Source organism: Streptomyces sp. NPDC034086, assembly GCF_055575515.1.
Genome location: NZ_JBVISM010000003.1, coordinates 293,231 through 318,977, shown reverse-complemented (window position 1 = coordinate 318,977; position 25,747 = coordinate 293,231). Strand labels below are relative to the sequence as shown.

General features: G+C 73.5%; 25 protein-coding genes. 8 read left to right on the top strand and 17 right to left on the bottom strand.

What is annotated here, in order from left to right; all coding sequences use genetic code 11:
- Positions 1-9: 9 nt before the first annotated feature.
- The 5 genes from ACZ514_RS11415 to ACZ514_RS11395 all read right to left on the bottom strand — a co-directional run bounded on the left by ACZ514_RS11415 (position 10) and on the right by ACZ514_RS11395 (position 4,789).
- Positions 10-1,302, bottom strand: a complete 1,293-nt coding sequence (locus ACZ514_RS11415) for a M18 family aminopeptidase (RefSeq protein WP_469124601.1) — start codon at positions 1,300-1,302, stop codon at positions 10-12.
- 101 nt (positions 1,303-1,403) lie between these two features.
- A complete protein-coding gene (locus ACZ514_RS11410; RefSeq protein ID WP_468163868.1) occupies positions 1,404-2,138 on the bottom strand; it encodes a hypothetical protein in 735 nt (244 codons plus the stop codon).
- Between the two features lie 134 nt (positions 2,139-2,272).
- Entirely contained in the window at positions 2,273-4,099 is a 1,827-nt protein-coding gene (locus tag ACZ514_RS11405; RefSeq protein WP_468164358.1) for an acyl-CoA dehydrogenase, read from the bottom strand.
- A gap of 94 nt (positions 4,100-4,193) precedes the next feature.
- Positions 4,194-4,586, bottom strand: a complete 393-nt coding sequence (locus ACZ514_RS11400; protein ID WP_469124600.1) for an ATP-binding protein — start codon at positions 4,584-4,586, stop codon at positions 4,194-4,196.
- Positions 4,583-4,789: a hypothetical protein gene (locus tag ACZ514_RS11395; protein ID WP_468698539.1), complete on the bottom strand. Its 207-nt coding sequence runs from the start codon at positions 4,787-4,789 to the stop codon at positions 4,583-4,585. The genes ACZ514_RS11400 and ACZ514_RS11395 overlap by 4 nt, the downstream gene beginning before the upstream one ends.
- 120 nt (positions 4,790-4,909) lie before the next feature.
- On the opposite strand from ACZ514_RS11395, the gene ACZ514_RS11390 reads away from it, so the two are divergent.
- The 3 genes from ACZ514_RS11390 to ACZ514_RS11380 are packed head-to-tail and all read left to right on the top strand — an operon-like array spanning position 4,910 to position 6,527.
- A complete protein-coding gene (locus ACZ514_RS11390) occupies positions 4,910-5,761 on the top strand; it encodes a helix-turn-helix domain-containing protein (RefSeq protein ID WP_469124599.1) in 852 nt (283 codons plus the stop codon).
- Positions 5,742-6,026, top strand: a complete 285-nt coding sequence (locus tag ACZ514_RS11385; protein ID WP_469124598.1) for a DUF397 domain-containing protein — start codon at positions 5,742-5,744, stop codon at positions 6,024-6,026. Before ACZ514_RS11390 ends, ACZ514_RS11385 begins: the two co-directional genes overlap by 20 nt.
- Positions 6,027-6,074: 48 nt before the next feature.
- Positions 6,075-6,527 (top strand): SseB family protein, encoded by a 453-nt coding sequence (locus ACZ514_RS11380; RefSeq protein ID WP_469124597.1) that lies wholly within the window; start codon positions 6,075-6,077, stop codon positions 6,525-6,527.
- Between the two features lie 26 nt (positions 6,528-6,553).
- Here the strand turns inward: ACZ514_RS11380 and ACZ514_RS11375 are convergent, their stop codons facing one another.
- Positions 6,554-6,994 carry a hypothetical protein gene (locus ACZ514_RS11375; RefSeq protein ID WP_469124596.1) on the bottom strand — a complete coding sequence of 147 codons (441 nt, stop codon included), beginning with the start codon at positions 6,992-6,994 and terminating at the stop codon, positions 6,554-6,556.
- A gap of 147 nt (positions 6,995-7,141) precedes the next feature.
- Between ACZ514_RS11375 and ACZ514_RS11370 the strand changes: the two genes are divergently transcribed.
- Positions 7,142-8,146 carry a pirin family protein gene (locus ACZ514_RS11370; RefSeq protein ID WP_468163854.1) on the top strand — a complete coding sequence of 335 codons (1,005 nt, stop codon included), beginning with the start codon at positions 7,142-7,144 and terminating at the stop codon, positions 8,144-8,146.
- A gap of 38 nt (positions 8,147-8,184) precedes the next feature.
- On the opposite strand, the gene ACZ514_RS11365 is transcribed toward ACZ514_RS11370, so the two are convergent.
- Entirely contained in the window at positions 8,185-10,434 is a 2,250-nt protein-coding gene (locus ACZ514_RS11365; RefSeq protein WP_468698735.1) for a SpoIIE family protein phosphatase, read from the bottom strand.
- 169 nt (positions 10,435-10,603) lie between these two features.
- On the opposite strand from ACZ514_RS11365, the gene aspS reads away from it, so the two are divergent.
- Entirely contained in the window at positions 10,604-12,421 is a 1,818-nt protein-coding gene (gene aspS / locus ACZ514_RS11360) for an aspartate--tRNA ligase (protein ID WP_468163852.1), read from the top strand.
- A gap of 109 nt (positions 12,422-12,530) precedes the next feature.
- On the opposite strand, the gene ACZ514_RS11355 is transcribed toward aspS, so the two are convergent.
- Entirely contained in the window at positions 12,531-14,000 is a 1,470-nt protein-coding gene (locus ACZ514_RS11355; RefSeq protein ID WP_469124595.1) for a VWA domain-containing protein, read from the bottom strand.
- A gap of 273 nt (positions 14,001-14,273) precedes the next feature.
- Between ACZ514_RS11355 and ACZ514_RS11350 the strand changes: the two genes are divergently transcribed.
- Positions 14,274-16,358 (top strand): PhoX family protein, encoded by a 2,085-nt coding sequence (locus ACZ514_RS11350; protein ID WP_469124594.1) that lies wholly within the window; start codon positions 14,274-14,276, stop codon positions 16,356-16,358.
- 45 nt (positions 16,359-16,403) lie between these two features.
- Here the strand turns inward: ACZ514_RS11350 and ACZ514_RS11345 are convergent, their stop codons facing one another.
- The 4 genes from ACZ514_RS11345 to ACZ514_RS11330 form a co-directional block, all read right to left on the bottom strand.
- Entirely contained in the window at positions 16,404-17,660 is a 1,257-nt protein-coding gene (locus ACZ514_RS11345; RefSeq protein ID WP_468163846.1) for a sensor histidine kinase, read from the bottom strand.
- Positions 17,648-18,358, bottom strand: a complete 711-nt coding sequence (locus ACZ514_RS11340; protein WP_468163844.1) for a hypothetical protein — start codon at positions 18,356-18,358, stop codon at positions 17,648-17,650. Before ACZ514_RS11340 ends, ACZ514_RS11345 begins: the two co-directional genes overlap by 13 nt.
- A gap of 96 nt (positions 18,359-18,454) precedes the next feature.
- Complete coding sequence (locus ACZ514_RS11335; protein ID WP_469124593.1) at positions 18,455-20,455, bottom strand: FUSC family protein; 2,001 nt, start codon at positions 20,453-20,455, stop codon at positions 18,455-18,457.
- Positions 20,456-20,542: 87 nt separating this feature from the next.
- Positions 20,543-21,370 carry a hypothetical protein gene (locus ACZ514_RS11330; protein WP_469124592.1) on the bottom strand — a complete coding sequence of 276 codons (828 nt, stop codon included), beginning with the start codon at positions 21,368-21,370 and terminating at the stop codon, positions 20,543-20,545.
- Between the two features lie 163 nt (positions 21,371-21,533).
- Between ACZ514_RS11330 and ACZ514_RS11325 the strand changes: the two genes are divergently transcribed.
- Positions 21,534-21,947 carry a hypothetical protein gene (locus ACZ514_RS11325; protein WP_468163838.1) on the top strand — a complete coding sequence of 138 codons (414 nt, stop codon included), beginning with the start codon at positions 21,534-21,536 and terminating at the stop codon, positions 21,945-21,947.
- Positions 21,948-22,007: 60 nt separating this feature from the next.
- Here ACZ514_RS11325 and ACZ514_RS11320 read toward each other — a convergent pair whose 3' ends face one another.
- The 5 genes from ACZ514_RS11320 to ACZ514_RS11300 all read right to left on the bottom strand — a co-directional run bounded on the left by ACZ514_RS11320 (position 22,008) and on the right by ACZ514_RS11300 (position 25,017).
- On the bottom strand, positions 22,008-22,331 hold the full coding sequence (locus ACZ514_RS11320; RefSeq protein ID WP_469124591.1) for a hypothetical protein: 324 nt from the start codon (positions 22,329-22,331) through the stop codon (positions 22,008-22,010).
- A 57-nt stretch (positions 22,332-22,388) separates the two neighbouring features.
- Positions 22,389-22,745 carry a hypothetical protein gene (locus tag ACZ514_RS11315; protein WP_468163834.1) on the bottom strand — a complete coding sequence of 119 codons (357 nt, stop codon included), beginning with the start codon at positions 22,743-22,745 and terminating at the stop codon, positions 22,389-22,391.
- 91 nt (positions 22,746-22,836) lie between these two features.
- Positions 22,837-23,421: a class F sortase gene (locus ACZ514_RS11310; protein WP_468163832.1), complete on the bottom strand. Its 585-nt coding sequence runs from the start codon at positions 23,419-23,421 to the stop codon at positions 22,837-22,839.
- Between the two features lie 209 nt (positions 23,422-23,630).
- The gene (locus ACZ514_RS11305) at positions 23,631-24,641 is read right to left on the bottom strand and encodes a PucR family transcriptional regulator (RefSeq protein WP_469124694.1); all 1,011 of its coding nucleotides are present in this window, start codon (positions 24,639-24,641) and stop codon (positions 23,631-23,633) included.
- A 130-nt stretch (positions 24,642-24,771) separates the two neighbouring features.
- The gene (locus ACZ514_RS11300) at positions 24,772-25,017 is read right to left on the bottom strand and encodes a hypothetical protein (RefSeq protein ID WP_467885671.1); all 246 of its coding nucleotides are present in this window, start codon (positions 25,015-25,017) and stop codon (positions 24,772-24,774) included.
- 249 nt (positions 25,018-25,266) lie between these two features.
- On the opposite strand from ACZ514_RS11300, the gene ACZ514_RS11295 reads away from it, so the two are divergent.
- Complete coding sequence (locus ACZ514_RS11295) at positions 25,267-25,725, top strand: histidine phosphatase family protein (protein WP_468163830.1); 459 nt, start codon at positions 25,267-25,269, stop codon at positions 25,723-25,725.
- The last annotated feature ends 22 nt before the right edge of the window (positions 25,726-25,747 follow it).

Genomic DNA, 25,747 nt, shown 5'->3' with positions numbered 1-25,747 from the left:
CTGGAGGGCTCAGCCCTCCAGGAAGACCAGCAGGGCGTTGGCGAGGAGGAACGGGTCGTCGGAGCCGCAGAGTTCGCGGGCCGAGTGCATCGACAGGATCGCGACGCCGATGTCCACGGTCTGGATCCCGTGGCGGGCGGCGGTGATCGGGCCGATCGTGGTGCCGCACGGCATGGAGTTGTTGGAGACGAACGTCTGCCACGGCACCCCGGCCCGCTCGCAGGCGGCGGCGAACACCGCGCGCCCGCTGCCGTCGGTGGCGTAGCGCTGGTTGACGTTGACCTTCAGGATGGGGCCGCCGTTGGCGCGCGGGTGGTGCGAAGGGTCGTGCCGCTCGCCGTAGTTGGGGTGGACCGCGTGCCCGGTGTCCGAGGAGAGGCAGATGGTGCCGGCGAAGGCCCGGGCCCTGTCCTCGTACGAACCGCCGCGCGCGAAGACTGAACGTTCCAGCACGTTGCCCAGCAGGGGGCCGTCGGCGCCGGTGTCCGACTGGGAGCCGTTCTCCTCGTGGTCGAAGGCGGCCAGGACCGGGATGTGGTCCAGGCCCTCGGAGGCGGAGACGGCGGCGAGCGCCGCGACGCCCGCGTGCACCGACAGCAGGTTGTCCATGCGCGGACCGGCCAGCAGTTCGCGGTCGCGGCCCAGGTAGGCGGGCGGCTCGATCGAGTGGACCATCAGGTCCCAGCCGGCCACGGAGCCCTGGGGCAGTTCCTCTTCCTCCTCCAGGAAGGAGATGAGGTCGCCCTCGCGGGCCTCGCCCAGCCCCCAGACCGGCTGCATGTGCCGCTGCTTGTCGAGCTTGAGGCCGTCCGTGTTGACCGACCGGTCGAGGTGCACGGCGAGCTGCGGGACGCGCAGCAGCGCGCGGTCCACGTTCACCAGCCGCTCGGTGCCGTCGCGCAGGGTCAGCCGCCCGGCGAGGCCGAGGTCGCGGTCCAGCCAGGTGTTGAGCAGGGTGCCGCCGTAGATCTCCACCGCGACCTGCCGCCAGCCCTGCGAGCCGGTGTCGGGGACGGGCTTGACCCGCAGGTTGGGGGAGTCGGTGTGCGCGCCGATGATCCGGAAGGGGGTGTGCGCGGCCGCGCCCTCCGGCACGTACCAGGCGATGATCGCGCCGCCGCGCAGGACGAACCGGCCTCCCGTGCCCGAGTCCCAGGCGTCCGATTCCGACAACTGCCTGAAGCCCGCCTTTTCCAGCCGCTCCGCCGCGTTCGCCACGGCGTGGTACGGCGACGGACTGGCCGTCAGGAAGGTCATCAGATCGTCGGTGTGGCCGCGGTCGAAGCGGGCGGGAGAGCTCATGTGGTTCACCTTAACGACGGTCGTGTTCGTCATGGCCGGGCAGCGGCGGATCGCCGAAAGGACGAGGACCGCGGGGGGATTGCCCCGTGGTCCCGTCGTTCTCAGCCCGGCGGACGCTCGAATCTGCGCTGCAGTTGTCTGCGCTCGCCCCGGCGGATGCGCGGAAGCATCTCGGGGGTCTGCGGCGGGCGCTGCGCGCGTCTTTTGCGTCCGGCGCAGAAGATACAGGCCTCACCGGGAGGGGCATCGGGGTCGATGGGCGCGCCGGGGTGCTCGGAGCATCCGGAGGCGTTGCGCGGCCGGGACAGTTCGCGGGCCACGATGAAGGCCCGGTGGAGGTCGTCGGCGATGCGGACGAAGTCCCGGTCGGGGGAGCCGAGGGTGAGGTGGAAGCGCTGCTCGTCGATCACGCGCAGGTAGTGGCGCAGGACGTCGAGGGTGTACGGGGGCTCGGGGACCGGGTACCCGAGGCGCCGCTGTTCGCCGGCGGGGGCGGGCCCGGCGGCCCGGCCGCCCTGGAGGCGCCGGCCGAGGCGGCGGCGGTCGTTGCAGATGAGGCAGCGGCCCCAGCCCTCGGGCGCCTCGGGGTCGAGGGCGCCGTTGGGGTGCTCGGGGCAGCCGGTGTAGCTCTTGGCGGGGGCCAGGCCGGCGGCCGTCTGGAAGGCGACGTAGAGGGCGTCGGCCACGGGGTCGTACTCGGCGGGGTGGGCGCCGTCGTAGAGGTCCTTGATCCGGTCGCCGAGCGCGCCCACGTTCGCCTGCAGCTCCTTGAGGGCGTACGGCCGCCCGGTGGGGACGGAATACCCCCTGCTGCTGTGCTGCTCCTGTGGACTCATGTCTACGAGCGTCCCATGAACCGCCGACAACGGCCGAAACGGCCGGACGGCAGTGGCCGGACCCTCCGCGGGGAGGGTCCGGCCACGGGGCGTACGTACACCGCGTACGGCTGTGTCCGGCGGGGCGGTGTGCCTTAGAAGGCGGCCTCGTCGAGCTCCATGAGGGAGTTGTCGACGGCCTCGGCCAGCGCGCGCTGGACCGAGACGCCGGGCAGGACCTGGCCGGCGAAGAACTTCGCGGCGGCGATCTTGCCGGTGTAGAAGGGGACGTCCTTGGCGGAGGCGCCCTCGAGCTTCTCGGCGGCCACGGCCGCGCCCTTGAGCAGCAGGTATCCGACGACGACGTCGCCGGAGGCCATCAGCAGGCGGGTGGTGTTCTGGCCGACCTTGTAGATGTTCTTGACGTCCTCGCCGGTGGCGGTGAGGTCGACGATCATCTGGCCGACGATGGCCTCGAGGTCGACGGCGGCCTTGGCGAGGGCGTCGCGGGCGGGGGCGAGGTCCTCGCCGCCGGGGCCCTCGGCGAGGAACTTCTTGATCGTCTCGGAGAGGATGTTCAGCGAGGCGCCCTGGTCGCGGACGATCTTCCGGAAGAAGAAGTCCTGGCCCTGGATGGCCGTGGTGCCCTCGTAGAGGGTGTCGATCTTCGCGTCGCGGATGTACTGCTCGATCGGGTACTCCTGCAGGTAGCCGGAGCCGCCGAAGGTCTGCAGGGACTGGGCGAGCTGCTCGTAGGACTTCTCCGAGCCGTAGCCCTTGACGATCGGCAGGAGCAGGTCGTTCAGACCGATCTCGGCGGAGGCGTCCTCACCGGCGGCCTGCTTGACGGCGATCTCGTCCTGGACGGAGGCCGTGTAGAGCACCAGGGCGCGCATGCCCTCGGCGTAGGCCTTCTGCGTCATGAGCGAGCGGCGCACGTCGGGGTGGTGCGTGATGGTGACCTTGGGCGCGGTCTTGTCCATGAAGTTCGCGAGGTCCGGGCCCTGCACGCGCTCCTTGGCGTACTCCAGGGCGTTCAGGTAACCCGTCGAGAGCGTCGCGATGGCCTTCGTGCCGACCATCATGCGGGCGAACTCGATGATCATGAACATCTGGCGGATGCCGTCGTGCTTGTCGCCGATCAGCCAGCCCTTGGCGGGGTGCTGGTCGCCGAAGGTCATCTCGCACGTGTTGGAGGCCTTGAGGCCCATCTTGTGCTCGACGTTGGTGGCGTAGACGCCGTTGCGCTCGCCCAGCTCGCCGGTCTCCCAGTCGAAGTGGAACTTCGGGACGAGGAAGAGCGACAGGCCCTTGGTGCCGGGGCCGTGACCCTCGGGGCGGGCGAGGACGTAGTGGAGGATGTTCTCCTCCATGTCGTGCTCACCGGACGTGATGAAGCGCTTCACGCCCTCGATGTGCCAGGAGCCGTCCTCCTGCGGCACGGCCTTGGTGCGGCCGGCGCCCACGTCCGAGCCGGCGTCCGGCTCGGTGAGGACCATGGTGGAGCCCCAGCGCTTCTCGACGGCGATCTGCGCGATGCGCTTCTGGGCCTCGTTGCCCTCCTCGTGGAGGACGCCCGCGAAGGCCGGGCCGGAGGAGTACATCCACACGGCGGGGTTGGAGCCGAGGAGCAGCTCCGCGTACGCCCAGATGAGGGAGCGGGGCGAGGTGGTGCCGCCGATCTCCTCGGGCAGGCCCAGGCGCCAGTACTCCGAGTCCATGAAGGCCTCGTAGCTCTTCTTGAACGAGGCCGGCACGGGGGCGGTGTGGGTGGCCGGGTCGAAGACCGGCGGGTTGCGGTCGGCGTCCGCGAAGGACTCCGCGAGCTCGTTCTCCGCGAGGCGGGCGATCTCGGACAGGATGCTCTTGGCGGTCTCGGTGTCCATCTCGCCGAACGGGCCGGTGCCGTACAGCTTGTCGCGGCCGAGCACCTCGAAGAGGTTGAACTCGATGTCGCGGAGATTCGACTTGTAGTGCCCCATGGCGACGGCTCCGTTAAGGCTCGGGGAGACAGGTTCCTCGTACATACCAATCGGTAACGTAATGATGCTACCCGCGAGTAATAAGGCGCAACCCCTACGGCGTGGAGTGTGACGGCTCTCTCGGCAGCTCGCACCACACCGTCTTGCCGTCACGCCCCCGGCTCACCCCCCACCGCAGCGACACGGCGGCCAGCAGGGCCAGGCCGCGTCCGGACTCCGCCGTGTCGCAGGCCTGCCGCGGCAGGGGCCGGGTGCGCGGATCGGGGTCGGTGAGCTCGACCCGCGTACGGGTTGCCCTTCCGCTCCCGCTGATCCGCAGGGTGACCGGGGTGCCCTCGCCGAGGTGGGCGATCACGTTGGCCAGCAGCTCGGTGACGCAGAGCTCCGCGTCGGGGGACGCCCCAGACCCGAGGTGCTCGCGCACGGCGTGCCGGAGCATGCCGGCGGCCTTGGGGACGGCGAGCAGCCGGATGGTCAGGTCGCTCACCGCTCGTCCAGCGCGGCCGTCAGGAGCCGGGCGGTGGCGACGTTGCAGTTGCCGAGGCTGATGAGGGGTGGGGTGCAGTGGCTACTGGCGTAGGAGGGGAGGTGGAGGTCGAGGGAGGGGAGGGTGATCCCGCGGGCCGCGAGGGCCTGCCGGAGGTGGTGGAGGGCGTCGATGGCTTCGCGGTCGTGGGCGTGGTTGCTCATGGGGGAATCCGTTCCGGTGCGACTGGCTGTGACGAACTGCTCACAGCGTGACGTCGCGCGGCGTAGCGTGGGAAGGGTTTCCGATTGCGCTGGGCAAGTGGCAAATGGCGGTGGTGGGTTGTGCCCTCTCGTAAGGACCCCGACGCGTCGGCGAACGTGCCGTCCTTCTACGGTGCCGAGCTGCGCTACAAGCGGGAGTCGGCCGGGCTGACGCTGGAACAACTGGCCGAGGGCAGCTTCCGGGGTGTCCCATTCCTGAGCCAGATCGAGCGCGGCGAGCGCCGCATGCCGGTGGATCTGGCCCGGCACGTGGACGGGAAGCTGGGGACGGACGGCTTTTTCGAGCGCCGCTGTGAAGATGCGCGCAAGGCGAAGCAGTCGGGGCATGCGGAGTACTTCGCGGACGTGGCGGAGATGGAGCCGTTCGCGGAGACCATCGAGGAGTGGGCCCCGATGCTGGTGCCGGGGCTGTTGCAGACAGCCGCGTACGCGCGGGCGCTCACGCGAGCAGCGATGCCCCGAGCCCTCGACAGCGAGGTCGAGGAGAAGGTGCGAGCCCGCATCTCGCGGGCTCACCTGTTCAAAGAGGAGAGGCCTCCGGCCTACTGGGTGATCCTGGACGAGTCGCTGATCCGTCGGCGGGTACTCGATGCGGAGCCGATGGCCGAGTTGTTGGAGCACATCGCGAACCTGGTCAGGGACACCCGCTCCATTCTGCAGATCGTTCCGGAAACCGCCGCCGCTCACCCATTCATGATGGGCATGGCAAAGGTGATGACCTTCATGGACGCACCCCCCGTCGTGTACACCGAGAGCCTGCACAGCGGCCAACTCATCGACTATCCGGCGCTCGTGCAGGAGTACCGCAGGTCGTACGATCTGCTCAGGGCTGCCGCGTTGTCACCGGAGGCGTCCCTCGCGATGATCGACGCAGCTGCAGAGGACTTCCGACATGGCAAGCACCGACATTGACTTGACGTCCGCCCTGTGGCGCAAGAGCAGCTACAGCAACGGCACTGGTGGGGACTGCGTCGAAGTCGCCGAGGCGTTCCCCGGCGCTGCCCGGTGGCGGACGAGCAGCTACACCAATGGCGACAACGGCGACTGCGTCGAGGTGGCCGACGGGCTCCCCGGGCTCGTCCCCGTACGGGACTCCAAGCGGCCCGACGGGCCCGTGCTCGTACTGTCGGCCACGGCGTGGGCCCCCTTCGTGGCGGAGCTCAGGGCGGGGCTCTGACCGGAACTCGGCGCCCTGGGCCCCCCGGGCCTCGGTAGGCTTCGCCTCATGTACGGCTACGACCAGAACCCGGGCGCCCAGCAGCAGTACGCCCCGCAGCAGCCCCCGCAGGGCTACGCGCCGCCGCTGTACCCCGAGCCGTCCCCGCCCTCCCTCGCCGACGCGGTCCGGGCCTTCACCACCGGGTCGCTGTCCGCCGAGGACTTCCAGCAGATCTTCGCCACCTCCAAGGTCTACTGCCCCCGCGGCGACACCCCCGGGTTCCTCGCGCTGCACAACACGCAGCAGCCGGTCATCCCGATGTTCACCACGCTCAAGGAGCTGCGCCGGTACGCCGGCAAGGAGTCCAAGTACTTCGTGATCACCGGCGCCGAGGTGATCGACCTGCTGCCGACCGGCTACGGCTTCGTCCTCGACATGGAGGGCGACCACCGGATGGTGTTCGACGCGAAGGCCGTCGAGCAGATGGTCGACTACGCCATGCGCCGGATGTACGGCTAGGAAAGTCCGGCGGGCCGCGGCCCGTCTCACCGTCCCCGGGCCGCCGAACCGCGCCGCCGCCACAGGACGATGCCCGCGGCCGCCACGGCCAGCGCCGCCGCTCCGTACGCGTACAGCAGCGCGGGGTCGGGGCGGTGCGCCAGGGAGAGGCGGATCCCGGCGAAGGCCGGGAGGGCGACCAGGCTCCAGCGGCCGTCGTAGTCGATCCCCGAGGTCGCCCACTGCAGGAGCAGGGAGGCGAGGAAGGTCAGCGCCGCCCACGCGCCGAGGTAGGGCCAGGGCGAGCCCGGCAGGGGTTCCATCGGCAGCCCGGTGGCCGCCCAGCGGTGGACGGCGTACCCGGCGGCCGTCATCGCCGCGCTCATGGCCGCCGCCAGGGCGAGGGCGCGCAGCCGCGGCGGCGGGCTCCACCGCTGTCGGCCGGGGGCGGTCTGCTCGGTTTCGGGGTGGACGTCGCTGCTCTCCATGTCCTCTCAGACGGCCCGGACGGCCCCGCTGGTTGTCAGGTACGGGGAAATGGCCCCCGGGAATGCCCCGGCCCGGCGCGCCGTTCCTCCTGGCGTGGCAGAAAGTTCGAGTTTCAACTAAACTCGAAGCAGAAGGAGGTCCTGACCATGCCCGCAGTGACTGTTGAGAACCCGTTGACCCTTCCGCGCGTGGCCGAGCCGCAGGCGGCCGCCGCCCGCAAGGTGCTCGCCGTGACCACGGCCCCGGGGGGATTCGAGGGCGAGGGCTTCCCGGTGCGCCGCGCCTTCGCGGGGATCAACTACCAGTACCTCGACCCGTTCATCATGATGGACCAGATGGGCGAGGTGGAGTACGCGCCGGGCGAGCCCAAGGGCACCCCCTGGCACCCCCACCGCGGCTTCGAGACCGTCACCTACCTGCTCGACGGGACCTTCGTCCACCAGGACAGCAACGGCGGCGGCGGAGTCATCAACGACGGCGACACCCAGTGGATGACCGCCGGTTCGGGCCTCCTGCACATCGAGGCCCCGCCGGAGCACCTCGTCGTCAGCGGCGGGCTCTTCCACGGCCTCCAGCTGTGGGTGAACCTCCCGGCCTCCGACAAGATGATGCCCCCGCGCTACCAGGACATCGGCGGCGGCAAGGTCAAGCTGCTGACCACCCCCGACGGCGGCGCGCTGCTCCGCGTCATCGCCGGGGAGCTCGGCGGGCACGAGGGCCCGGGCATCACCCACACGCCGATCACGATGGTCCACGCGACCGTCACCCCGGGCGCGCAGCTCACCCTGCCGTGGCGCGAGGACTTCAACGCCCTCGCGTACGTCATGGCCGGGCGCGGATCGGTGGGCACCGACCGCAGGCCGGTCCACACCGGGCAGACGGCCGTCTTCGGCGAGGGCGGCTCCCTCACCGTCCGGGCGGACGAGTCCCAGGACTCCCACACCCCGGACCTGGAGATCGTCCTGCTCGGCGGCCGGCCGATCCGGGAGCCGATGGCGCACTACGGACCGTTCGTCATGAACACCCGGCACGAACTCCAGCAGGCGTTCGACGACTTCCAGGCGGGCCGGCTGGGCCGGATCCCCACCACCGCCCGGGCCGGCCTGGGCCACCGCGGGGCGGGCGCGGCCGACCCGGAGGAGACGGCCTGAGGCCCTCCGGCCTCCGGAGGAGCCGTAGCGGCCGGGACCTACCCGGCCGCCGCGGCGCCGTCCCCGCCCGGGACGCCGTCGGCGGGCTTGGAACGCTCGTACAGCTCGAACCAGATCGACTTGCCGGCGCCCCTGGGGTCGACGCCCCAGGTGTCGGCCAGCATCTCCATCAGCAGGACCCCGCGCCCGCTGGAGGCCATCTCGCCGGGGTGCCGCTTGTGCGGCAGCTCGTCGCTGCCGTCGGCGACCTCCACGCGCAGCCGCCGGGTGCCCAGCTCGCCGGCCGCCTCCGCGACCAGCAGCGCGTCGCCGTCGGTGTGCACCAGCACGTTCGTCACCATCTCCGAGACCATCAGCTCGGCCGCGTCCACCTGCTCCGGGTCCGCCCAGTCGTGCAGCAGCTCCCGGACCTGCCGGCGGGCGCCCGCGATCCGCTCCGGCTCCGCCTGCGCCACGGTCAGCACCGTGCGCCGGGCGGGCCGTACCGGGTGCGGCACGTCCGTCCCGCAGCCGCGGCCCGCGCCCTCGCGGCAGAGCAGCACCACGGCTATGTCGTCCTCGCGGCGGTCGGCCAGCGGTCCGGTGGTGTGGTGCGAGGACGGCCCGTGCACGGCCTGGACCAGCAGGTCGGCGAGGCGCTCCAGGTGGCCGGAGGTGAGTCCGGCGCCGCCGGACGCGCCGGCCCCGTACGTCTCCGCGTCGGCCTCCAGGACCGCCCGCAGCCGCGCCCAGCCGGTGTCGAGGTCGTGTCCGCCGGTCTCGATGAGCCCGTCGGTGCACAGCATCATCGTCTCGCCGGGCTCCAGGGTGAACCGGGTCGTCGGATAGTCGGTGTCGGGGACGATCCCGAGCGGCAGCCCGCCGGCCGTGGGCCGCATCAGGACGGTGCCGTCCGTCATCCGGACCACCGGGTCGGGGTGTCCGGCGCGGGCCACCTCCAGCGTGCCGGTCGCCGGGTCGCACTCGACGTACAGGCAGGTCGCGAAGCGGGGGCTGAGGTAGTCGGACTCGCCGCCCGGGCCGCGTCCGCCGGCCTCCGCCTCCGCCTCCCCCTCCTGCTCCTGCGAGGAGCAGAGCCCGGCCAGGAAACGGGACGCCCGGGAGAGCACCGCGTCCGGCCGGTGGCCCTCCGACGCGTAGGCCCGTACGGCGATCCGCAGCTGGCCCATCAGCCCGGCGGCCCGTACGTCGTGCCCCTGGACGTCGCCGATGACCAGCGCGAACCGGCCCGAGGGCAGCGGGATCATGTCGTACCAGTCGCCCCCGACCTGGAGCCCGCCGCCGGTGGGCACGTAGCGCGCGGCGAGCGTCATACCGGGGATCTCCGGCCCGAGCTGCGGCATCATCGACCGCTGCAGCCCGGTGGTGAGCTCCCGCTCGGACTCGGCGACGCCGGCCCGCTGGAGGGCCTGGGCCAGCATCCGGGCCACCGTCGTCAGCACGGACCGTTCGTCGGGGGAGAAGGTCACCGGCTGCTTGAACGCGGCCATCCAGGCCCCCATGGTCCGCCCGGCCACGATCAGCGGGAGGAAGGCCCAGGAGCTCCGGCCGAAGGGCCGGGCCAGCGGCCAGGTGACCGGGAAGCGCCGCTCGTAGTCTTCCGGTGTGGGCAGGTAGATCGCCCGGCCGGTGCGGACGACCTCCGCGGCCGGGTAGTCGGTCGCCAGTCCCATGTCGGTGAAGGGGGCCTCGTCGCCGGGGTCGTGCCCGTGGTGGCCGATGACCGACAGCCGGTCGCCCGCCACCCCGAAGACGGCCAGCCCGTCGGGGCTGAAGCCGGGCATGGACAGCGAGGCCGCCACCCGCAGCACCTCGGCCGTGGACCGCGCCTCGGCGAGCGCCCGGCCGGCGTCGAGGAGGAAGGCCTCGCGGGAGCGCCGCCAGTCGCCCGTGATCGGGGTGTGGGCGGCGGTGGTGCCGGGCTGCGGCTCGGCGATCTCCTGGATGGTGCCGATCAGCTCGTAGTCGAGGCGGCCGTCGGCCGTACGGTTCTCCACCGGTTTGGAGCGGCTGCGTACGGTGCGCAGCACCCGCCCGTCCTCGTCCATGATCCGCAGCCGCGCCTCGGCGAGGGTGCCCTCGGCGACGGCGAGGTTCACGATGCCGTTGATCTCGTTCCAGTCGACCGGGTGGAAGCGCGAGCGCGCGGCGGCCTCGGGCAGGACGACGGGCTCGGCGGGCAGCCCGAGCAGCCGGGCGGCCTCGCTGTCGAGGGTGACCGTCCCGGAGGCGTTGTCCCATCGCCACAGGCCCGTCGCGATGGCGGCCAGGACGTCCTCGGTGCGCACCCGGTCATCTTTACAGGTCATCGCACGGGGCTGCCTGTTCAGGATCCCCTCGCGACCCCCGCAGGACCCTCTCCGGGCCCTCTCCGGGCGCGCCCGCGCGGTGCCCGGCCCGGGCGGTAACCTTGGGAGGGTTGAATCCACCCTGGTATCGCGTAGAACTGGATGACTGATGCATCGGTACAGGTCCCACACGTGCGGCGAGCTCCGTGCCTCTGACGTCGGCACCGACGTCCGGCTGAGCGGCTGGCTGCACAATCGTCGAGACCTGGGCGGCATCCTCTTCATCGATCTGCGCGACCACTACGGCATCACGCAGCTCGTCGCCCGCCCCGGCACCGCCGCCGCCGACGTCCTGGACAAGCTGTCCAAGGAGACGGTTGTCCGCGTCGACGGCAAGGTCGTCTCCCGCGGCACCGAGAACGTCAACCCCGACCTGCCGACCGGTGAGATCGAGATCGAGGCCGCCGAGGTCGAGGTGCTCGGCGCGGCCGGCCCGCTGCCCTTCACGATCAACACCGACGACGGTGTGAACGAGGAGCGCCGCCTGGAGTACCGCTTCCTCGACCTGCGCCGCGAGCGCATGCACCGCAACATCATGCTGCGCTCGGCGGTCATCGCGTCCATCCGCTCGAAGATGGTGGCCCTCGGCTTCAACGAGATGGCGACCCCGATCCTCACCGCGACCTCCCCCGAGGGCGCCCGTGACTTCGTCGTCCCGTCCCGCCTCAACCCGGGCAAGTTCTACGCCCTGCCGCAGGCGCCGCAGCAGTTCAAGCAGCTGCTGATGATCTCCGGCTTCGACCGCTACTTCCAGATCGCGCCCTGCTTCCGCGACGAGGACGCCCGCGCGGACCGCTCGCCGGGCGAGTTCTACCAGCTCGACGTGGAGATGTCCTTCGTCGAGCAGGAGGACGTCTTCCAGCCGATCGAGAAGCTGATGACCGAGCTCTTCACCGAGTTCGGCGGCGGCCGCCCGGTCACCTCGCCGTTCCCGCGGATCCCGTTCCGCGAGTCGATGCTGAAGTACGGCAACGACAAGCCCGACCTGCGCGCCAAGCTGGAGCTCGTCGACATCACCGACGTGTTCGAGGGCTCGGAGTTCAAGGCGTTCGCCGGCAAGCACGTGCGGGCGCTGGCCGTCCCGGACACCGCGGGCCAGCCGCGCAAGTTCTTCGACGGTCTCGGCGAGTACGCGATCTCGCTGGGCGCCAAGGGCCTGGCGTGGGTCCGCGTGGGCGAGGACGGTTCGCTGACCGGCCCGATCGCCAAGTTCCTCACCGAGGAGAACGTCAAGGTCCTCGGCGAGCGTCTGGGCCTGGCGCCCGGGCACGCGGTGTTCTTCGGCGCGGGCGAGTTCGACGAGGTCTCCAAGATCATGGGCCCGGTCCGGGTCGAGGCCGCCAAGCGCGCCGGCCAGTTCGAGGAGAACGTCTTCCGCTTCTGCTGGATCGTCGACTTCCCGATGTACGAGAAGGACGAGGAGACCGGCAAGATCGACTTCTCGCACAACCCCTTCTCCATGCCGCAGGGCGGCATGAAGGACCTGGAGGAGAAGGACCCGCTCGACATCCTGGCCTGGCAGTACGACATCGTCTGCAACGGCATCGAGCTGTCCTCCGGCGCCATCCGCAACCACGAGCCCGAGGTCATGCTGAAGGCCTTCGAGATCGCCGGTTACGAGGCCGAGACCGTCGAGCGCGAGTTCGCCGGCATGCTGCGCGCCTTCCGCCTCGGCGCCCCGCCGCACGGTGGCATCGCCCCGGGCGTCGACCGCATCGTGATGCTGCTGGCCGACGAGCCGAACATCCGCGAGACCATCGCCTTCCCGCTCAACGGCAACGCCCAGGACCTGATGATGGGCGCGCCGACGGTGCTGGAGGAGGCCCGCCTGCGCGAGCTGAACATCGCCCTGCGCAAGCCGGTCGAGACGAAGGCCGCCGACGCCAAGCCGGTCGCGGAGGCCGTCCACCCGGACGCCGCGCGCTAGTCGCGTCCGCTCCCGTAGCGGGAAGGGCCCGGGATCCGAGGATCCCGGGCCCTTCGTCCTGTCCTGCCGTCGTCCTGCCGTCGTCCTGCCCTGGTTCGGCCCGCCGGGATCAGAACCGCTCGAGGACGCCCTTGAGGAGGGCGGCGGAGGTCAGCTCCGCGGGGGCCGGGCCGGCGTGGAAGAAGCCGGCGTTCTCGGCGTCCAGCTTGCGCAGGAAGTCGAAGGCCTTCGCGTCGTGGTCGCCGAACGCGACGAACTGCCAGTGGATGCCGGGCGCGGTGGCCGCCGCGTCGGCGAGCGCCTGGCGGGCGGGACGGACGTTGTCGGGCGCGCCGTCGGTCTGGAACACGACCAGGGCCGGGCCCGTGCCGCCGTCCTTCCGGTAGCGCTCGACCACGGCCTCGACGGCGACGTGGTAGCTGGTGCGGCCCATCCGTCCGAGCTCGGCGTGACGGGCCTCCACCCAGGTCGCGTCGTGCGCGTCGAGGGTCAGCTCGGCGGTGCCGTCCAGCTCGGTGGAGAAGAACACCGTGTGGACGGTGGCCTCCTCGTCGAGGTGCGCGGCCAGGGCGAGGGCGTGGTCGGCGAGGTACTGGGCGCTGCCGTCCTTGTAGAAGCCGCGCATGGAGCCGGACCGGTCCAGTACGAGGTACACCTTCGCGCGGGCCCCGGCCTTCCCCTTGGCCCGCAGCACCTGCCCGGCGGCCTTGTACGCCCCGGAGATCCCGGCGGCCCGCCGCCGTACCGCTGCCGCGGCGATGGCGGGCCCCTGCGCCGGGTCCGCCTGCTCGGGCCCGGCCTGCTCGGGCTCGGCCTGCTCGGGCCCGGCCTGCTCCGGCTCCGGCTCGGCGGCGACGGCCGCTTCGGGCTCGGCGGCTGCGGCGACCGGCTGCGGCGCCTCGGCGACGGGCTCCGCGGCGGGCTCCGGCTCCGGCTCGGCGGCGGGTGCCTCCTGGGCCTGCGGCTCGGCGTCCTGCGGCTCGGGCTCCGGCTCGGTGGCGGGCTCGGCCTCGGGCTCCGCTTCGGCGGCGGCCGGCTCGGCCTCGGCCTTGGCCCCGGGCTCCGGTTCGGCGGCCGGCTCGGGCTCGGCCTCGGCGGCGGCGGCGGCCTCGGCGGCGGCCGGCTCGGGCTCGGCCTGGGCCTCGGGTTCCGCTTCGGGCTCGGCCTGCGGCTCGGCCTCGGCCTCGGCTTCGGCGGCGGCCGGCTCGGGCTCAGGCTCCGCCCCGGCGGCGGGCTCGGCGTCGGCGGACGCGGCCGGCCCGGCGGGGGTGCCCGGGGCCGCGGGGCCCCCGGCACCTTCCGCAGCCGCCGGCGGCACGGGGCGGCGGGCTTCCGGGACCGTGGGGTCCGCCGTCGGCGCCGGGGCGGCGGTGAGCAGCGTGCCCGGTTCGCGGTCCCGGGGCGCGGACTGCGGCGGGACGGTCGGGTTGTCGAAGGACGCCGCCACCAGATCGGCCGCCACGTCCAGGGGGGTGCGTTCGGCCTGGCTCGGGACGGCCGCCGAAGGGGCGTCGGACGTCTCGGGGACCGGCTCCTCGGTCCGTCCGAACACCTTGCGCAACAAGCTCCGAATACCCATGGGCCAGGCCTTTCGCATGAGTGCGTGCGTCATTTGTCCGTGCTGCGCGGTTGATCCCTGCCCAGAGTGGACACGTAAGGTTATCGGCCGCTCGGCTGGAACTTCGGCAGGGGCGCCTTTCGTGGCGCCCGGCCGTCCACCCAACCGTGGCCCTTACCCGAACTTCCCCTCCGCCGTGCCGGGTTCATCCACCGTTCATCCCCGCGCCGCCGCACCGGCGCCACCCGCGCCTAGCGTCACCGCTGATTCGTACCGACACCGGAGGACACCCTCGTGCGCAAGCTCCTGCCGTTCCTCGGCAATCCGCATGGCAGCGGCCGTTCCGCTCTCACCTGCCGCTACCGCTGCGGCGACGCATGCTTCCACGAGGTGCCCAACACCAGTGACAACGAGTACGCCGGCGACATCATGGCCCGTGCCTACTCCCGCCGCTCGATGCTGCGCTCCGCCGCGGTCGTCACGGTCGCCACCGCCGCCGGCACCGCCGTCACCCTCGGCGCGGGCGGCGGCCAGAGCGCCAGCGCCGCCCCGGTGCCCGGGGACGAGGCCAGGCGCGCGGGCGAGGCCGCCCGCGGCCTCCGCTTCAAGCCCGTCGCCCCGAACACCGACGACAAGGTCACCGTCCCGGAGGGCCACGAGCAGAACGTGGTGATCCGCTGGGGCGACCCGATCCTGAAGGGCGCCCCCGGCTTCAACCCGGACAAGCAGACCGCCGCCGCCCAGGCCGGTCAGTTCGGCTACAACAACGACTTCCTGAGCCTGCTCCCGCTCGGCGGCGACTACGAGCGCCGGCAGCTGCTGGTGGCCAACCACGAGTACACCGACGAGAACCTCATGTTCAAGGGGTACGACCCGGCCAACCCGACCCGCGAGCAGGTCGAGATCGCCTGGGCCGCGCACGGCCTGTCCGTGGTCGTCGTCCAGGAGGACCACCGCGGCGGCAAGCTGACCGCCGTCGCCCGCCACCAGCTCAACCGCCGCCTGACCGCCACCAGCGAGTTCAGGATGGCCGGCCCGGCCGCGGGCGGCGCCCTGCTGAAGACCTCGGCCGACCCCACCGGCACCAAGGTGCTCGGCACCCTCAACAACTGCGCCGGCGGCACCACTCCGTGGGGCACCACCCTCCACGGCGAGGAGAACTTCAACCAGTACTTCGGCAACGCCGGGCAGGTCACCGACCCCACGCAGGCCGCCCGCCTGAAGCGCTACGGCGTGACCTCCGGCGCCACCGAGCGCAAGTGGGAGTGGTTCGACAAGCGCTTCGACGTCGCGCAGGAGCCCAACGAGCCGCACCGCTTCGGCTGGGTCGTCGAGCTCGACCCGTACGACCCGGACTCCGTCCCGCGCAAGCGCACCGCGCTCGGCCGCTTCAAGCACGAGGCCGCGCAGCCCCGCCTGACCGAGGACGGCCGTCCGGTCGTCTACATGGGCGACGACGAGCGCTTCGACTACTTCTACAAGTTCGTCTCGTCGAAGCGGATGAAGAAGGGCGACTCGCGCGCGGCGAAGGAGCACAACCTCACGCTCCTCGACGAGGGCACCCTGTACGTCGCCAAGCTGACCGGTGACTCCCCCGCGGCCCAGATGGACGGCTCCGGGAAGCTGCCCGCCGACGGCGAGTTCGACGGTTCCGGCGTGTGGATCAAGCTCGCGACCGGCAACGTCTCGCACGTCGAGGGCATGACCGCCGAGGAGGTGTACGTCTTCACGCGCCAGGCCGCCGACAAGGTGGGCGCCACGAAGATGGACCGCCCGGAGGACGTCGAGCCCTCCCCGCGCACCGGCCGCGTGTACGTCGCGCTGACCAACAACACCGACCGCGGCAAGCCCGGCAAGGCCGAGGGCGCGACCGAGGCCAACCCGCGCAACCTGAACAAGCACGGCCAGATCCTGGAACTCGCCGAGAACTTCGACGACCCGGCCGGCGACGGGTTCGCCTGGCGGCTGTTCCTGGTCGCCGGTGACCCGAACGACCCGGCGACCTACTTCGCCGGCTTCCCGAAGGACAGGGTCAGTCCGATCTCCTGCCCGGACAACGTGGCCTTCGACCCGCACGGCAACCTGTGGATCTCCACCGACGGCAACCAGCTCGGCTCCCACGACGGCCTGTTCGGCGTCGCGACCACGGGTGAGCGCCGCGGCGAGCTGAAGCAGTTCCTGACCGTCCCGCGCGGGGCCGAGACCTGCGGCCCGGTCATCCAGGACAAGCGCGTCCTCGTCTCGGTGCAGCACCCGGGCGAGATCGACGGCGCGTCCGTGGAGAAGCCGCAGTCGGTGTGGCCCGACGGCCCGGGCAAGATCGTCCGGCCGGCGGTGGTGTCCGTGTGGCGCAAGGACGGGAAGAACATCGGCGTCTGACGTCCCGGTGAGGGGGCTGACCGCCCGGCCGCCACCCCCGGCCGGTCAGCCCGGCTCCGGCAGCCGTCCGACCGGCAGCCGGAGCGTCGTCAGCGCACCCCCGTCCGGGGCGTTGGCGAAGCTCAGCCCGATCTCCAGCACCGCCGCCTGGCCCGCCGCGATCGTCAGGCCCAGGCCGTGGCCGCGCCCGCGTCCGGGGTCCCCGGTGCGGAACCGCTTGGGACCCCGCTCGATCAGCTCGGCGGGATAGCCGGAACCGTGGTCGCGGATCACCACCACCGGGCCGTCGACGGTCACCTCCACCGGCGGCCGCCCGTGCTTGTGGGCGTTGACCAGCAGGTTGGCCAGGATCCGGTCGAAGCGCCGGCGGTCGGTGCAGACCACCGCGTCCCGCACGATCCGTACCTCGGCGGGTAGTCCGGTCCCGGCGACGGCCCGTTCCACGGCCCGGCCCAGCTCCAGCCGGGCCAGGTCGGCGCGTTCCACCCCGGAGTCCAGGCGGGAGATCTCCAGCAGGTCCTCGGTGAGCAGGTGCAGGGCCTTGAGCCGGTCGTTGATCATCTCCTTCGGCCGGCCCTCCGGCAGCAGCGAGGCGGCGGCCAGCGAACCGGTCAGGGGAGTGCGCAGCTCGTGCGCCACATCGGCGGTGAACCGTTTCTCGGCGTCCAGCCGCTCCTGGAGCGAGGCGGCCATCGAGTCCAGGGCCAGCGCGACGTCCCGTACCTCGTCGCGGTAGCGGCGCCGGCCGGACCCGGTGTCCACGGCGAGGCCCACCCGGGCGTCCAGGTCCCCGGCGCTGATCCGGCGGGCCACGGCGGCGACCGTCGCGAGGCGGCGGCTGATCCGGTCGGCGAGGAACACGCCCGCCAGGGCCACCACCCCGGCCGCGAGTGCCGAGGAGGCGAGGATGGCGGTGTCGATGTCGCGCAGCCGGTCGCGGGTGGCCCCGTACGGGATCCACACCGCCAGGGCCTTCCGGTCGGCGGGCGCGGCGGCCCACATGACGGGCTCGCCGTCGTGCGCGCCGACCATGCTGCCGGTCCGCCCGCGGGCGACGAGCTCGCGCAGCGGGCGGGGCAGGCCGGGCGGGTCCAGGGCCACGTTCACGTCCCCGTGCGAGGTGCCGTACTCGTAGTGGCCGAGGGCGTGGTCGAGGTCGCGTTCGACGTCCTTGCGGACCTCGCCGACCACCTGCCGCGAGACCACGTTGTGCACCAGGATCCCCAGGGCGGCGGCCACCGCGCAGCACACCAGGGTGGTGGTGAGGGCAATCTTCCAGCGCAGGCTGCTCAGCGGGCGCATCGGAACCGTCCCTCGCCCAGCGGGACGTCCGAGATGGCCGGGCACTCGTCGAGGGTGAGCTGGGACAGGCTCATGCTGCGGGCCCCGGGGTCCCACACGTAGTCGGAGACGGAGATGTAGGCGGGGTTCGAGGTCGGCTCGCGGACCGCCAGGTGCTCGGCGGCGACCTCCACCCCTTCGAGCACCGCGCGCCGGGACAGGATCCGGACGATCCGGCCGTCGCCCCGGACGGTGTAGACGCGCAGCTCGCTGACCCGGCCGTCCACGTCGAGGGCGGTGATCAGCTCCTGCTTGCCGTCCCCGGTCAGGTCGTGGAGGACTCCGGGGCGGACGGGGCAGTACGGACCGCCGTCCACAGCCTGTGTGCAGAGCGTGAGCCGCTGGACGGCGCGGGGATCCACGAGCCGGCCCGTGCCGGCGTCGGCGGCGGCGGAGGAGGTGATGTCGGCCCGTACGACGGCCAGCGCGTCCACCCCGCGCATGTCCGGCCCCTCCGGCGCGGGCAGCCCGGGCACCACGGCGGCCGCGCCGGGCTGCTGGCCGGGACCGGGCGGGTCGGGCCGGTAGGCCTTCCACAGGCTCCGCGGGGCGTGTGCGGTGCCCAGGTCGCCGGCGCTGCGCAGCCCTTCCGCGTCGGCGCAGCCGGCCGTGGCCGTCAGGAGGGCGGCGAGGGCGGCCAGGCCGTGGGGGCTGCGCATGTACCCGATGCTGCCCCGCCACCGGCCTCCCGGCCCGGTCACTGCTCCATCCGGGCGGCCTCGGCGGGCGTGCGGAGGCCCAGTGCGACGGACGCGTCAGGACGGGCGGTGGGAGAGGGCGCGGGCCGCCGCCAGTTCGTGCCGTACGGGGGCCAGGACGCCGGTCTCGTCGTCCTCCTCCGGGGGCGTGTCCACGCGGACGGGTACGGGGCTGCTGCGGACGGCCCCGGCCAGTTCGCGGAGCTGCCGCGCGATCCGGCCGACCTCGTCCGCCGAGGGCGTGGCGGCGCCGTGGTTGACGCGGACCCGCGCGGCGGTGGTGGCGTCCACGATGCGTTCCAGGGCCACCACCAGCGGCCACCAGGCCGCGGCCCTGGCCCCGGTGGGCGGGGGCTCGGTCAGGGCCCGCTGGAACTCGGTGCGGACCCCGGAGAGGTCGCGGTAGATGCGGCGCCGGGCCTGGAGGCGGGACTGCCGGGCGGCCCGCAGCGCGGTTTCGTCCGCGACGGGGGCGAAGGCGTGCTCCACGTAGCGGGCGGCGTCGTCGACGGCGTCGGCGAGCCGGTCACCGATCCGGGTGTGCCAGCTCTCGGGCCACAGCAGGTAGCCGGCGACCAGGGCGATGGCGCAGCCGATCATGCTGTCGAGGAGCCGGGGCAGGATGAGGTCGAAGCCCTCGTGGTTGAGCTGGTCCGACAGCAGCAGGATCACCGGGGTGATGGCCGCGGTCTGGAAGGCGTACCCCTTGACGGAGAACACCGGGATCAGCGCCGCGAGCGCCACCATCACCGGCACGTCCCACCCGCCGCGCGGCACCTCGGAGAGGACGGCGGCGGCGAGGACGAGCCCGGCGGCCGTGCCCAGGGCGCGCAGGACCGCCCGGGAGAAGACCGAGCCGAAGTCGGGCTTGAGGACGAAGGTGACGGTCAGGGCCACCCAGTAGGAGCGTTCCACTTCGATCAGGGAGACGAGGGACTGGGCGAGGCCGATGCACAGGGCCAGGCGCAGCCCGTACCGCCAGGAGGCCTCGGACAGCATCATGTCGCGCACCCCGCGCCGCGCCCGCACGCGCAGGGAGGCCGGCCGGCCGAGGCGGTCGTCGACGTTGTACGGGTCGGGCTCGGCGAGGTGCACGATGACCGCCGCGTGCCGCAGCGCGGAGTCGATGGCCCGCTCGGACGGGGTGTGCGGGGCGGGCAGGTCCAGGACGGGGGTGCCGGTGCGGCCCTCCTCGACGGCCACGGCCAGGTCCCGTACGGCCGCCGGGATGCGGGGTGCCGGCGGGCGGCCCCGCAGGTGCGCGGCGGGCGCGGCCTCGACGAGCGGGATCAGCACGTTCAGCTGGGCCAGCATCCGCACCAGGGAGGGGCTGCGCCCGTGCACCCGGGCGCGGCGGCCCAGGACGAGGTCGTAGGCGTGGTCGAGGGCCTGTGTGACCTGTCGGCGGCGTTCGTCGTAGGCGTCCTGGGGTCCGCCGCCGGCTTCGAGGGCGTCGGCCAGCGCCCGGTACGCGGCGGCGACGGCGGCCCGTTCGGGCTGCCGGCCGCGTACGGGCCAGCCCAGCAGGGTCAGCGCGAGCACGAACAGGCCGCCGGTGGTGAGCAGCAGCGGCGCGGTCCACCAGGGCTGGGGCATCGGCAGACCGGCCCCGACGACGGCGTTGAGCAGGAGCAGCAGCCCGGACACGGAGGCGACCGAGCCGATCGAGGAGATCATCCCGGAGAGCAGGGCGATCAGGGTGAGGACGGCGACGGCCAGCCAGCCGCGCCCGTAGACGAGGGTGCCGAGGGCGACCCCGACGGCGCCGAGTGCCTGCGGGACGGCGATGTTCAGGACCCGCATCCGGTAGGCGTCGGCCGTGTCGCCGATCACCCCGGCGAGGGCGCCCATGGACACGAGGGCCCCGTACTCGGGTTCGTCGAGGGCGAAGCCGACGGCGAGGGGGGCGGCCATCGCGATCCCGGCGCGGGCGGCCGCGGCCCAGGGGATGCGGCCGCTGCTGGGCCGCAGTCCGGCGAGCAGCCAGGCGGGCGGAGCCAGGGGACGGGGCCGGGGGCGTCCGGGCGGTATGTGCTCGCTGCGTCGTTGGGTGGTCATTCCGCTTCCGTGTCGCCGCTCTTCCGTGTCGCCGCTCGCGAATCGGTCGTTCTGGGGTGTTCTGCGGAGGATGGGTGTCTTCCGAGCTTATGGGGTGCGGCGTAGCCGGCCCATCAGCCATGCGGTCAGCGCGGTGGCCAGCCCGAGGGCGAGGACCACCCACGCGGTGGTCCGCAGGAAGGCGGTGAGCGCGTCGTACACGGCCGCGGCGGCGGGCCGGTCGATGTCGGCGGGCAGGTCGTCGAGGGTGACGCGGCGGCACACGCCCACCGCCGCCCACAGCAGCAGGGATCCGGCCGCGAGCCCGGCACCGGTGGCGAGGAGGGCCCGCCGGCGCCGGACGGCGACGGCCACGGCGGCCACGGCCAGCAGCACCGTGAGGACGGGCAGCCAGACTCCGGCGATCTGGAGCACGTGGAACCCCTCCCGGAGCGCGCCGAGGTTGTCGTACTCCATGACCTTCACGGAGAGGTGGGTCTCCGGGATGCGGTCCGCGAAGGGCACGTCGTCCGCCACCAGTTCCTCCTTGACCTGTGCGATCACGGGTGCGAGGTCGACGGTGACGGCGTCACCGCGGCCGGTCTGGAGGGCGTCGAGGAAGGCGGTGTGCGCGGCCCGGTTCGCGGTCTCCCACGCCGTCCGGTAGGCGGGGGTACCGGTGAAGGAGTGCAGGGCCTCGCCGATCAGGGCGTCGACGGCGCCCTGGAAGGGGCCGGCGTCGATCTGCCCGGAGAGGGCCCGGGTGGCCTGGGCGGTGACCACCTCCCGCACGGCCGGGTCCTGGGCGAGCGGGGCCATGGCGGCGGTGTAGTGGTCGGCGTCACCCAGCCGGCGGTCGCCCCAGTACGCGACCGCGCTCGCGGGCACGAGCAGGGCCACGAGCACGATCAGGGCCGCCGACAGATAGGTGCGCACGTCACCAGGGAAAGCGGACGCGGCGTACGGCGCTACCCCCGCTGCTGCGTCCGGGGGCCCCGATTCCCTCCCCGGTCCGGGCGGGAACCGCCCGGACGGGTGATCCACTTGCCGGTCCCGGGTGCCGGGTGTGCCCTTGAGGGTGGAAGAGAGGAGCCCCGCCATGGCACATGCGGCACCCACCGCCCCCCGGCGGCACCGCCCGATGACGTCGGCGGACGCGCAGCGGCACACCGACCGCGGCGCCCTGATCCGCGCGCTGCTCATGGGCCTCGTCTACGGGGTCTGGGCGGCCTTCATCCAGCGTCAGACGGGCCCGGTCGACGCGGGGAACGTGTTCTACGGGATCCTGTGCGGCGCGCTGTTCGCCGCCTGCATGTTCGCGCTCGCGCGGGTCGGCCCCAGGCTGGGGCGGGAGGTGCACGCCACCGCGTACGGGGTGTTCGGCGGCATCGCCGTCGGCTACCTCCACAGCCTGACCCACGCGTCCGTGCTCCGCTCGACCGTGATCGGCCTGTTCGTGGCGCTGGGCGTCGGGCTCACGGCGTTCTACCGGTACTACACGCACGAGGACTGAGCCCGGCGCCGGTTCCCGCACCCGCTGGGAGGGTGCGGGAACCGGCGCCGTCATGTGGCGTTACGCCGCCGAACCGGCGGTGTCCGGCCGTGGCTCGCTCCCGGCGACGGCCGCCGCCGCGGCGCCGGACTTCGGCGCGCCGGGGCTCGCGGGCTGCGGGACGGTCGGATCGGCGGCGGCCCGGTCGGAGGCGACCCGGCCCGGGGCCCGGCGGTCGGCGAGCGGGCGTTCGGTGCTCCGGAGGTCGGCGCTCCGGAGGTCGGCGCTGGGGCGGTCGGCGCGCGGGCGGTCCGAGAGGGCTTCCTCCTGCCGGGCCGGCGGCGAGAAACGGGCGACCTCGGCGCGGAGCATGGCGTTCAGGGCGGCGTACGGGTCGATGGGCATGACGGAACCTCACGGTGGCTCGAGGGTGTGGGGGGTCGTTCACGCTGCTCGGCCCGCTCAGCAGCGCAGGACCATGCTCCGCACCGTCCGCCGGGGCAGGGCCGGTGCGGCCGTCCCGTACGAGGCCGCACGGGCGACCTGACCCGCGTGTTTCACGTGAAACATCCGCTGCGGCAGCCGCCGTACCGCCGGGGCAGCGCGCACGGCCGTCCGCAGCGCGGCCCGGCCGACGGCGTCCCCTGCCGGATCCGACTGTCCCTCGGTGGGGTCGGCCGGTGCCGAGGAGACGGGGCGGGGCTCACCGCCGGCCGTGGCCGTCGTCGCCGGACCGGCGCCGAACAGACACAGCAGAGCCACGCAGACCACCGTCAGGGCCCGCGCCAGTGGCGCCCGCGCGTCCCGCGCACCGTTCATGGGGCCTGCATGCCCCGACACGCCGTACGGCTCTCCGCGGAACCCCGAGAAGCCGCCGACCGGGGGACGAAGACGCCCCCCAACGGCCGACTCAGCCGGTACGCCGGGGACCCGTCAGCCGGGCCAGCACGGAGGTCTCGCCGCTGACCAGCCGCAGCCGGGCGAGACCGGCGTCCCCGGCCGGCGCCGCGACCGGGTGCGGGGAGACCCGCTCGACGGTGAACACCGCCGTACGGTGGTCCGCGCGCGGGATCTCGATCACGCGGCCCCTCCGCAGCCCGGCGAGCGGGAGCCCGTCGCCGGTGACCACGGCGGTGCCGGCGGATCCGGGAGCCGGGCCGTCGGCGTCCCAGCCGGCCCTGCCCTCACCGTCCTGCGGACCCGCGGCCAGCGGGACGTCCACCCCCAGAGCGGGGATGCGCAGCCGCAGCGGCCGTGAGGCCCGCATCGGCGGGGCGGACACCGTCCGGCGTTCCGCGCCGGGACCGCGCGCACCGGCGTGTTCCAGCCCGCGTACCAGCCGGCGGTGCCCGGACAGGCCCAGGGCCCGGGAGGGCAGGGCGTCGGTGACGCTCGCGGTGGCGGGCTCCGCGCCCGCGCTGCCGCGCAACAGGCCGATCCCGGTGCAGAGCAGAGTGACCGTCAGGGCGGCGGCGGCCCACCGGGCGCGGGACATGGCATTCCTCCTGTCCGGCTCGGGCGGCCGGTCCTGGGAGCAGTGGACCGCTCCCGGCCCGCCCGCACATCACCGCCCCCCGCGGAAATGACGGCGCGTCACGGGGCGTTCGCGGCCCGGACCCCCCGTCCTCCCAGCTGGCGGCGGGTGTGCCGGCCGTACACGGCCGGCCGGGCTGCTACGCCCGAAGGGGTGAGGGGTGAAGACGGTTACAGCGGGCGGGCCGGCCAGTCCAGCAGCCGGGCTCCGATGACGGCCGTCTGGAGGGTGTACCGCTGCACGGGGTCCCCCGGGTCGGTGCCCGTCAGTCGGTGGATCCGCTCCAGCCGGTAGGTCAGCGCCCGCACGCTCAGGTTGAGCCGCCGGGCCGCCTCCGCCGCCACGCACCCGGAGTCGAAGTACGCGGTCAGGGTGTCCAGCAGCGGCGCCGCCCCGCCCCGCCCGGCCCGCAGCGGTCCGAGGGCGGTCAGCACCAGCTCGGCCATCGCCGCCCGGTCGCGGGTCAGCACCGGGAAGACCAGCAGGTCGGCGGCGCGCAGCAGCGGGCCCTCGAGGCCGAGCCGGTCCGCGAGCTCCAGTGCGTCCAGGGCCTCCGCGTACGAGACCGCGACCCCGCCCGGGCCCGGCTGCGGGCGCCCCACCGCGACGATCCCCCGGCCCGCGGACTCGTCGTGCAGGAGCTGTGCGAAGTGGGCCAGTACCGCGTCCTGGTCGCCCGGCGCCACGCAGACCAGCCGGCCGTCCTTGGTGGTGAGGAGGAAGGCGCGGTCCCCGGAGCGCCGGGCCAGGGCCGACTCCAGCCGGTGCTGTTCCGGGCTCCCGTCCTCGTACGGCCCGGGGCCGCGCGCGACGGCCACCGCGTGCGTCCGTGCCGGGCGCAGTCCGAAGCGGGCGGCGCGTTCGCCGAGGCGGACGGGGTCGCCGCCGGCGAGGAGCAGGTCGTCGACGAACTCACGGCGGGCCGCCGTCTCCCGGTGCGCGGCCGGCCCGTGGGCCCGTTCGTACCCTTCGGCGAAGGCGTCCACCGCCTCTTCGACCGCCGCCAGCAGGTGGTCGGGGGCCGCGCGTCCGGCGAGTACGGTGCGGGTCGCGATGAGGTGGGCGCCGATGAGGTGCCGCAGGCCGTAACCGGCCCCGGCGGCCTGCTCGCCGAGTGCCCGGCGGGCGTCGAGTTCCGCGCGGTCCGGGCTCCGGCCGGTGGCCGAGACGCCGGCGAGCATGCGCACGTACCCGTCCAGATACTCCTCGGGTATGTCCCGCCCTGACCCCACACCAGCTCCCCGGTTCGTCCGAACCCCCATTCTCACCCGGACCAAGATCAACTACTGGCCGGGGAGGAAGCGGGGGTGCTCAGACCACCACCAGCGCCACTGCCGCCGCCCCCATGAGGGCGGCGGCGAGGTGCATCGCGGAGTGGCCGTAGTCCCCGAACCAGAGCTGGCGGGCCAGGCCCCCGAGGGCGGCCAGGGCGCCGATCACGCCGATCTGGGCGAGGAGGGTGGCGGCGGTGAAGGGTGCCAGGATCAGCAGGACCGAGTTCAGCCAGAACGGCGCGGCGCCGGTCCAGCCCCGCCATTCCCGGATCGCGGACTGCACGCCGGCTCCCACCTCCACACCCGTCACACGCGCAACAGGCGTGTCTCGCTCAACTCGTCGGCTGTACAGCCTCCTTGGGTGCGGCTGCCGGGGCAAGTGCGCGTTCGGCTAGAAAGCCGGGGGGCCAGGCCGAAAGTCGTCCCCGGCGCCCCAGGCGTCCCCGGCGCCCCCGGCCTCCCCGGCGTCCCGGGACAGCGCGGGACGCGCGAGAGCACGCTCCCGCCCCGGGCGTGCGCCTACGCTCCCCGCATGTCATCGGTACGCGTGCACCTCACCACCCCGCCGCTCGACGCCGCCGCCCGCGAGGGGCGGTTCGGGTACGGGGAGCCCTGCCCGGGCCACGACGGCCTGGCCGCTCCGTCCATGGGGGACTGGGCGGGCCGGACGCTGGAGGAGGTGGCCGCCGAGGACCCCGAGGGCATCCGCCGCTGGCTCACCGACCCGCGGTACGCGCCCCCGGGCGGCGGGGAGCCACTGGCCGCGCTCCTCGTCCGGACGGGCGCCTACCTGAGGGGCCTGGGCCCCGGCCGGCACCACGCGGTGGTCGCGCAGGCCGTCGTGCGCGCGGCCGTGGTGGCCGCACTGGAGCTGCCGGCCGCGGCCTTCTGGCGGCTCGACGTACGGCCGGACACCGTGACGGTCCTCAGCGGGCGGGCGGGCCGCTGGAACCTTCTGGTGGGGCGGCCCGCGGCGGAGGACCAGGAGTGAGCCGCGGCGGGCAGCAGGACGG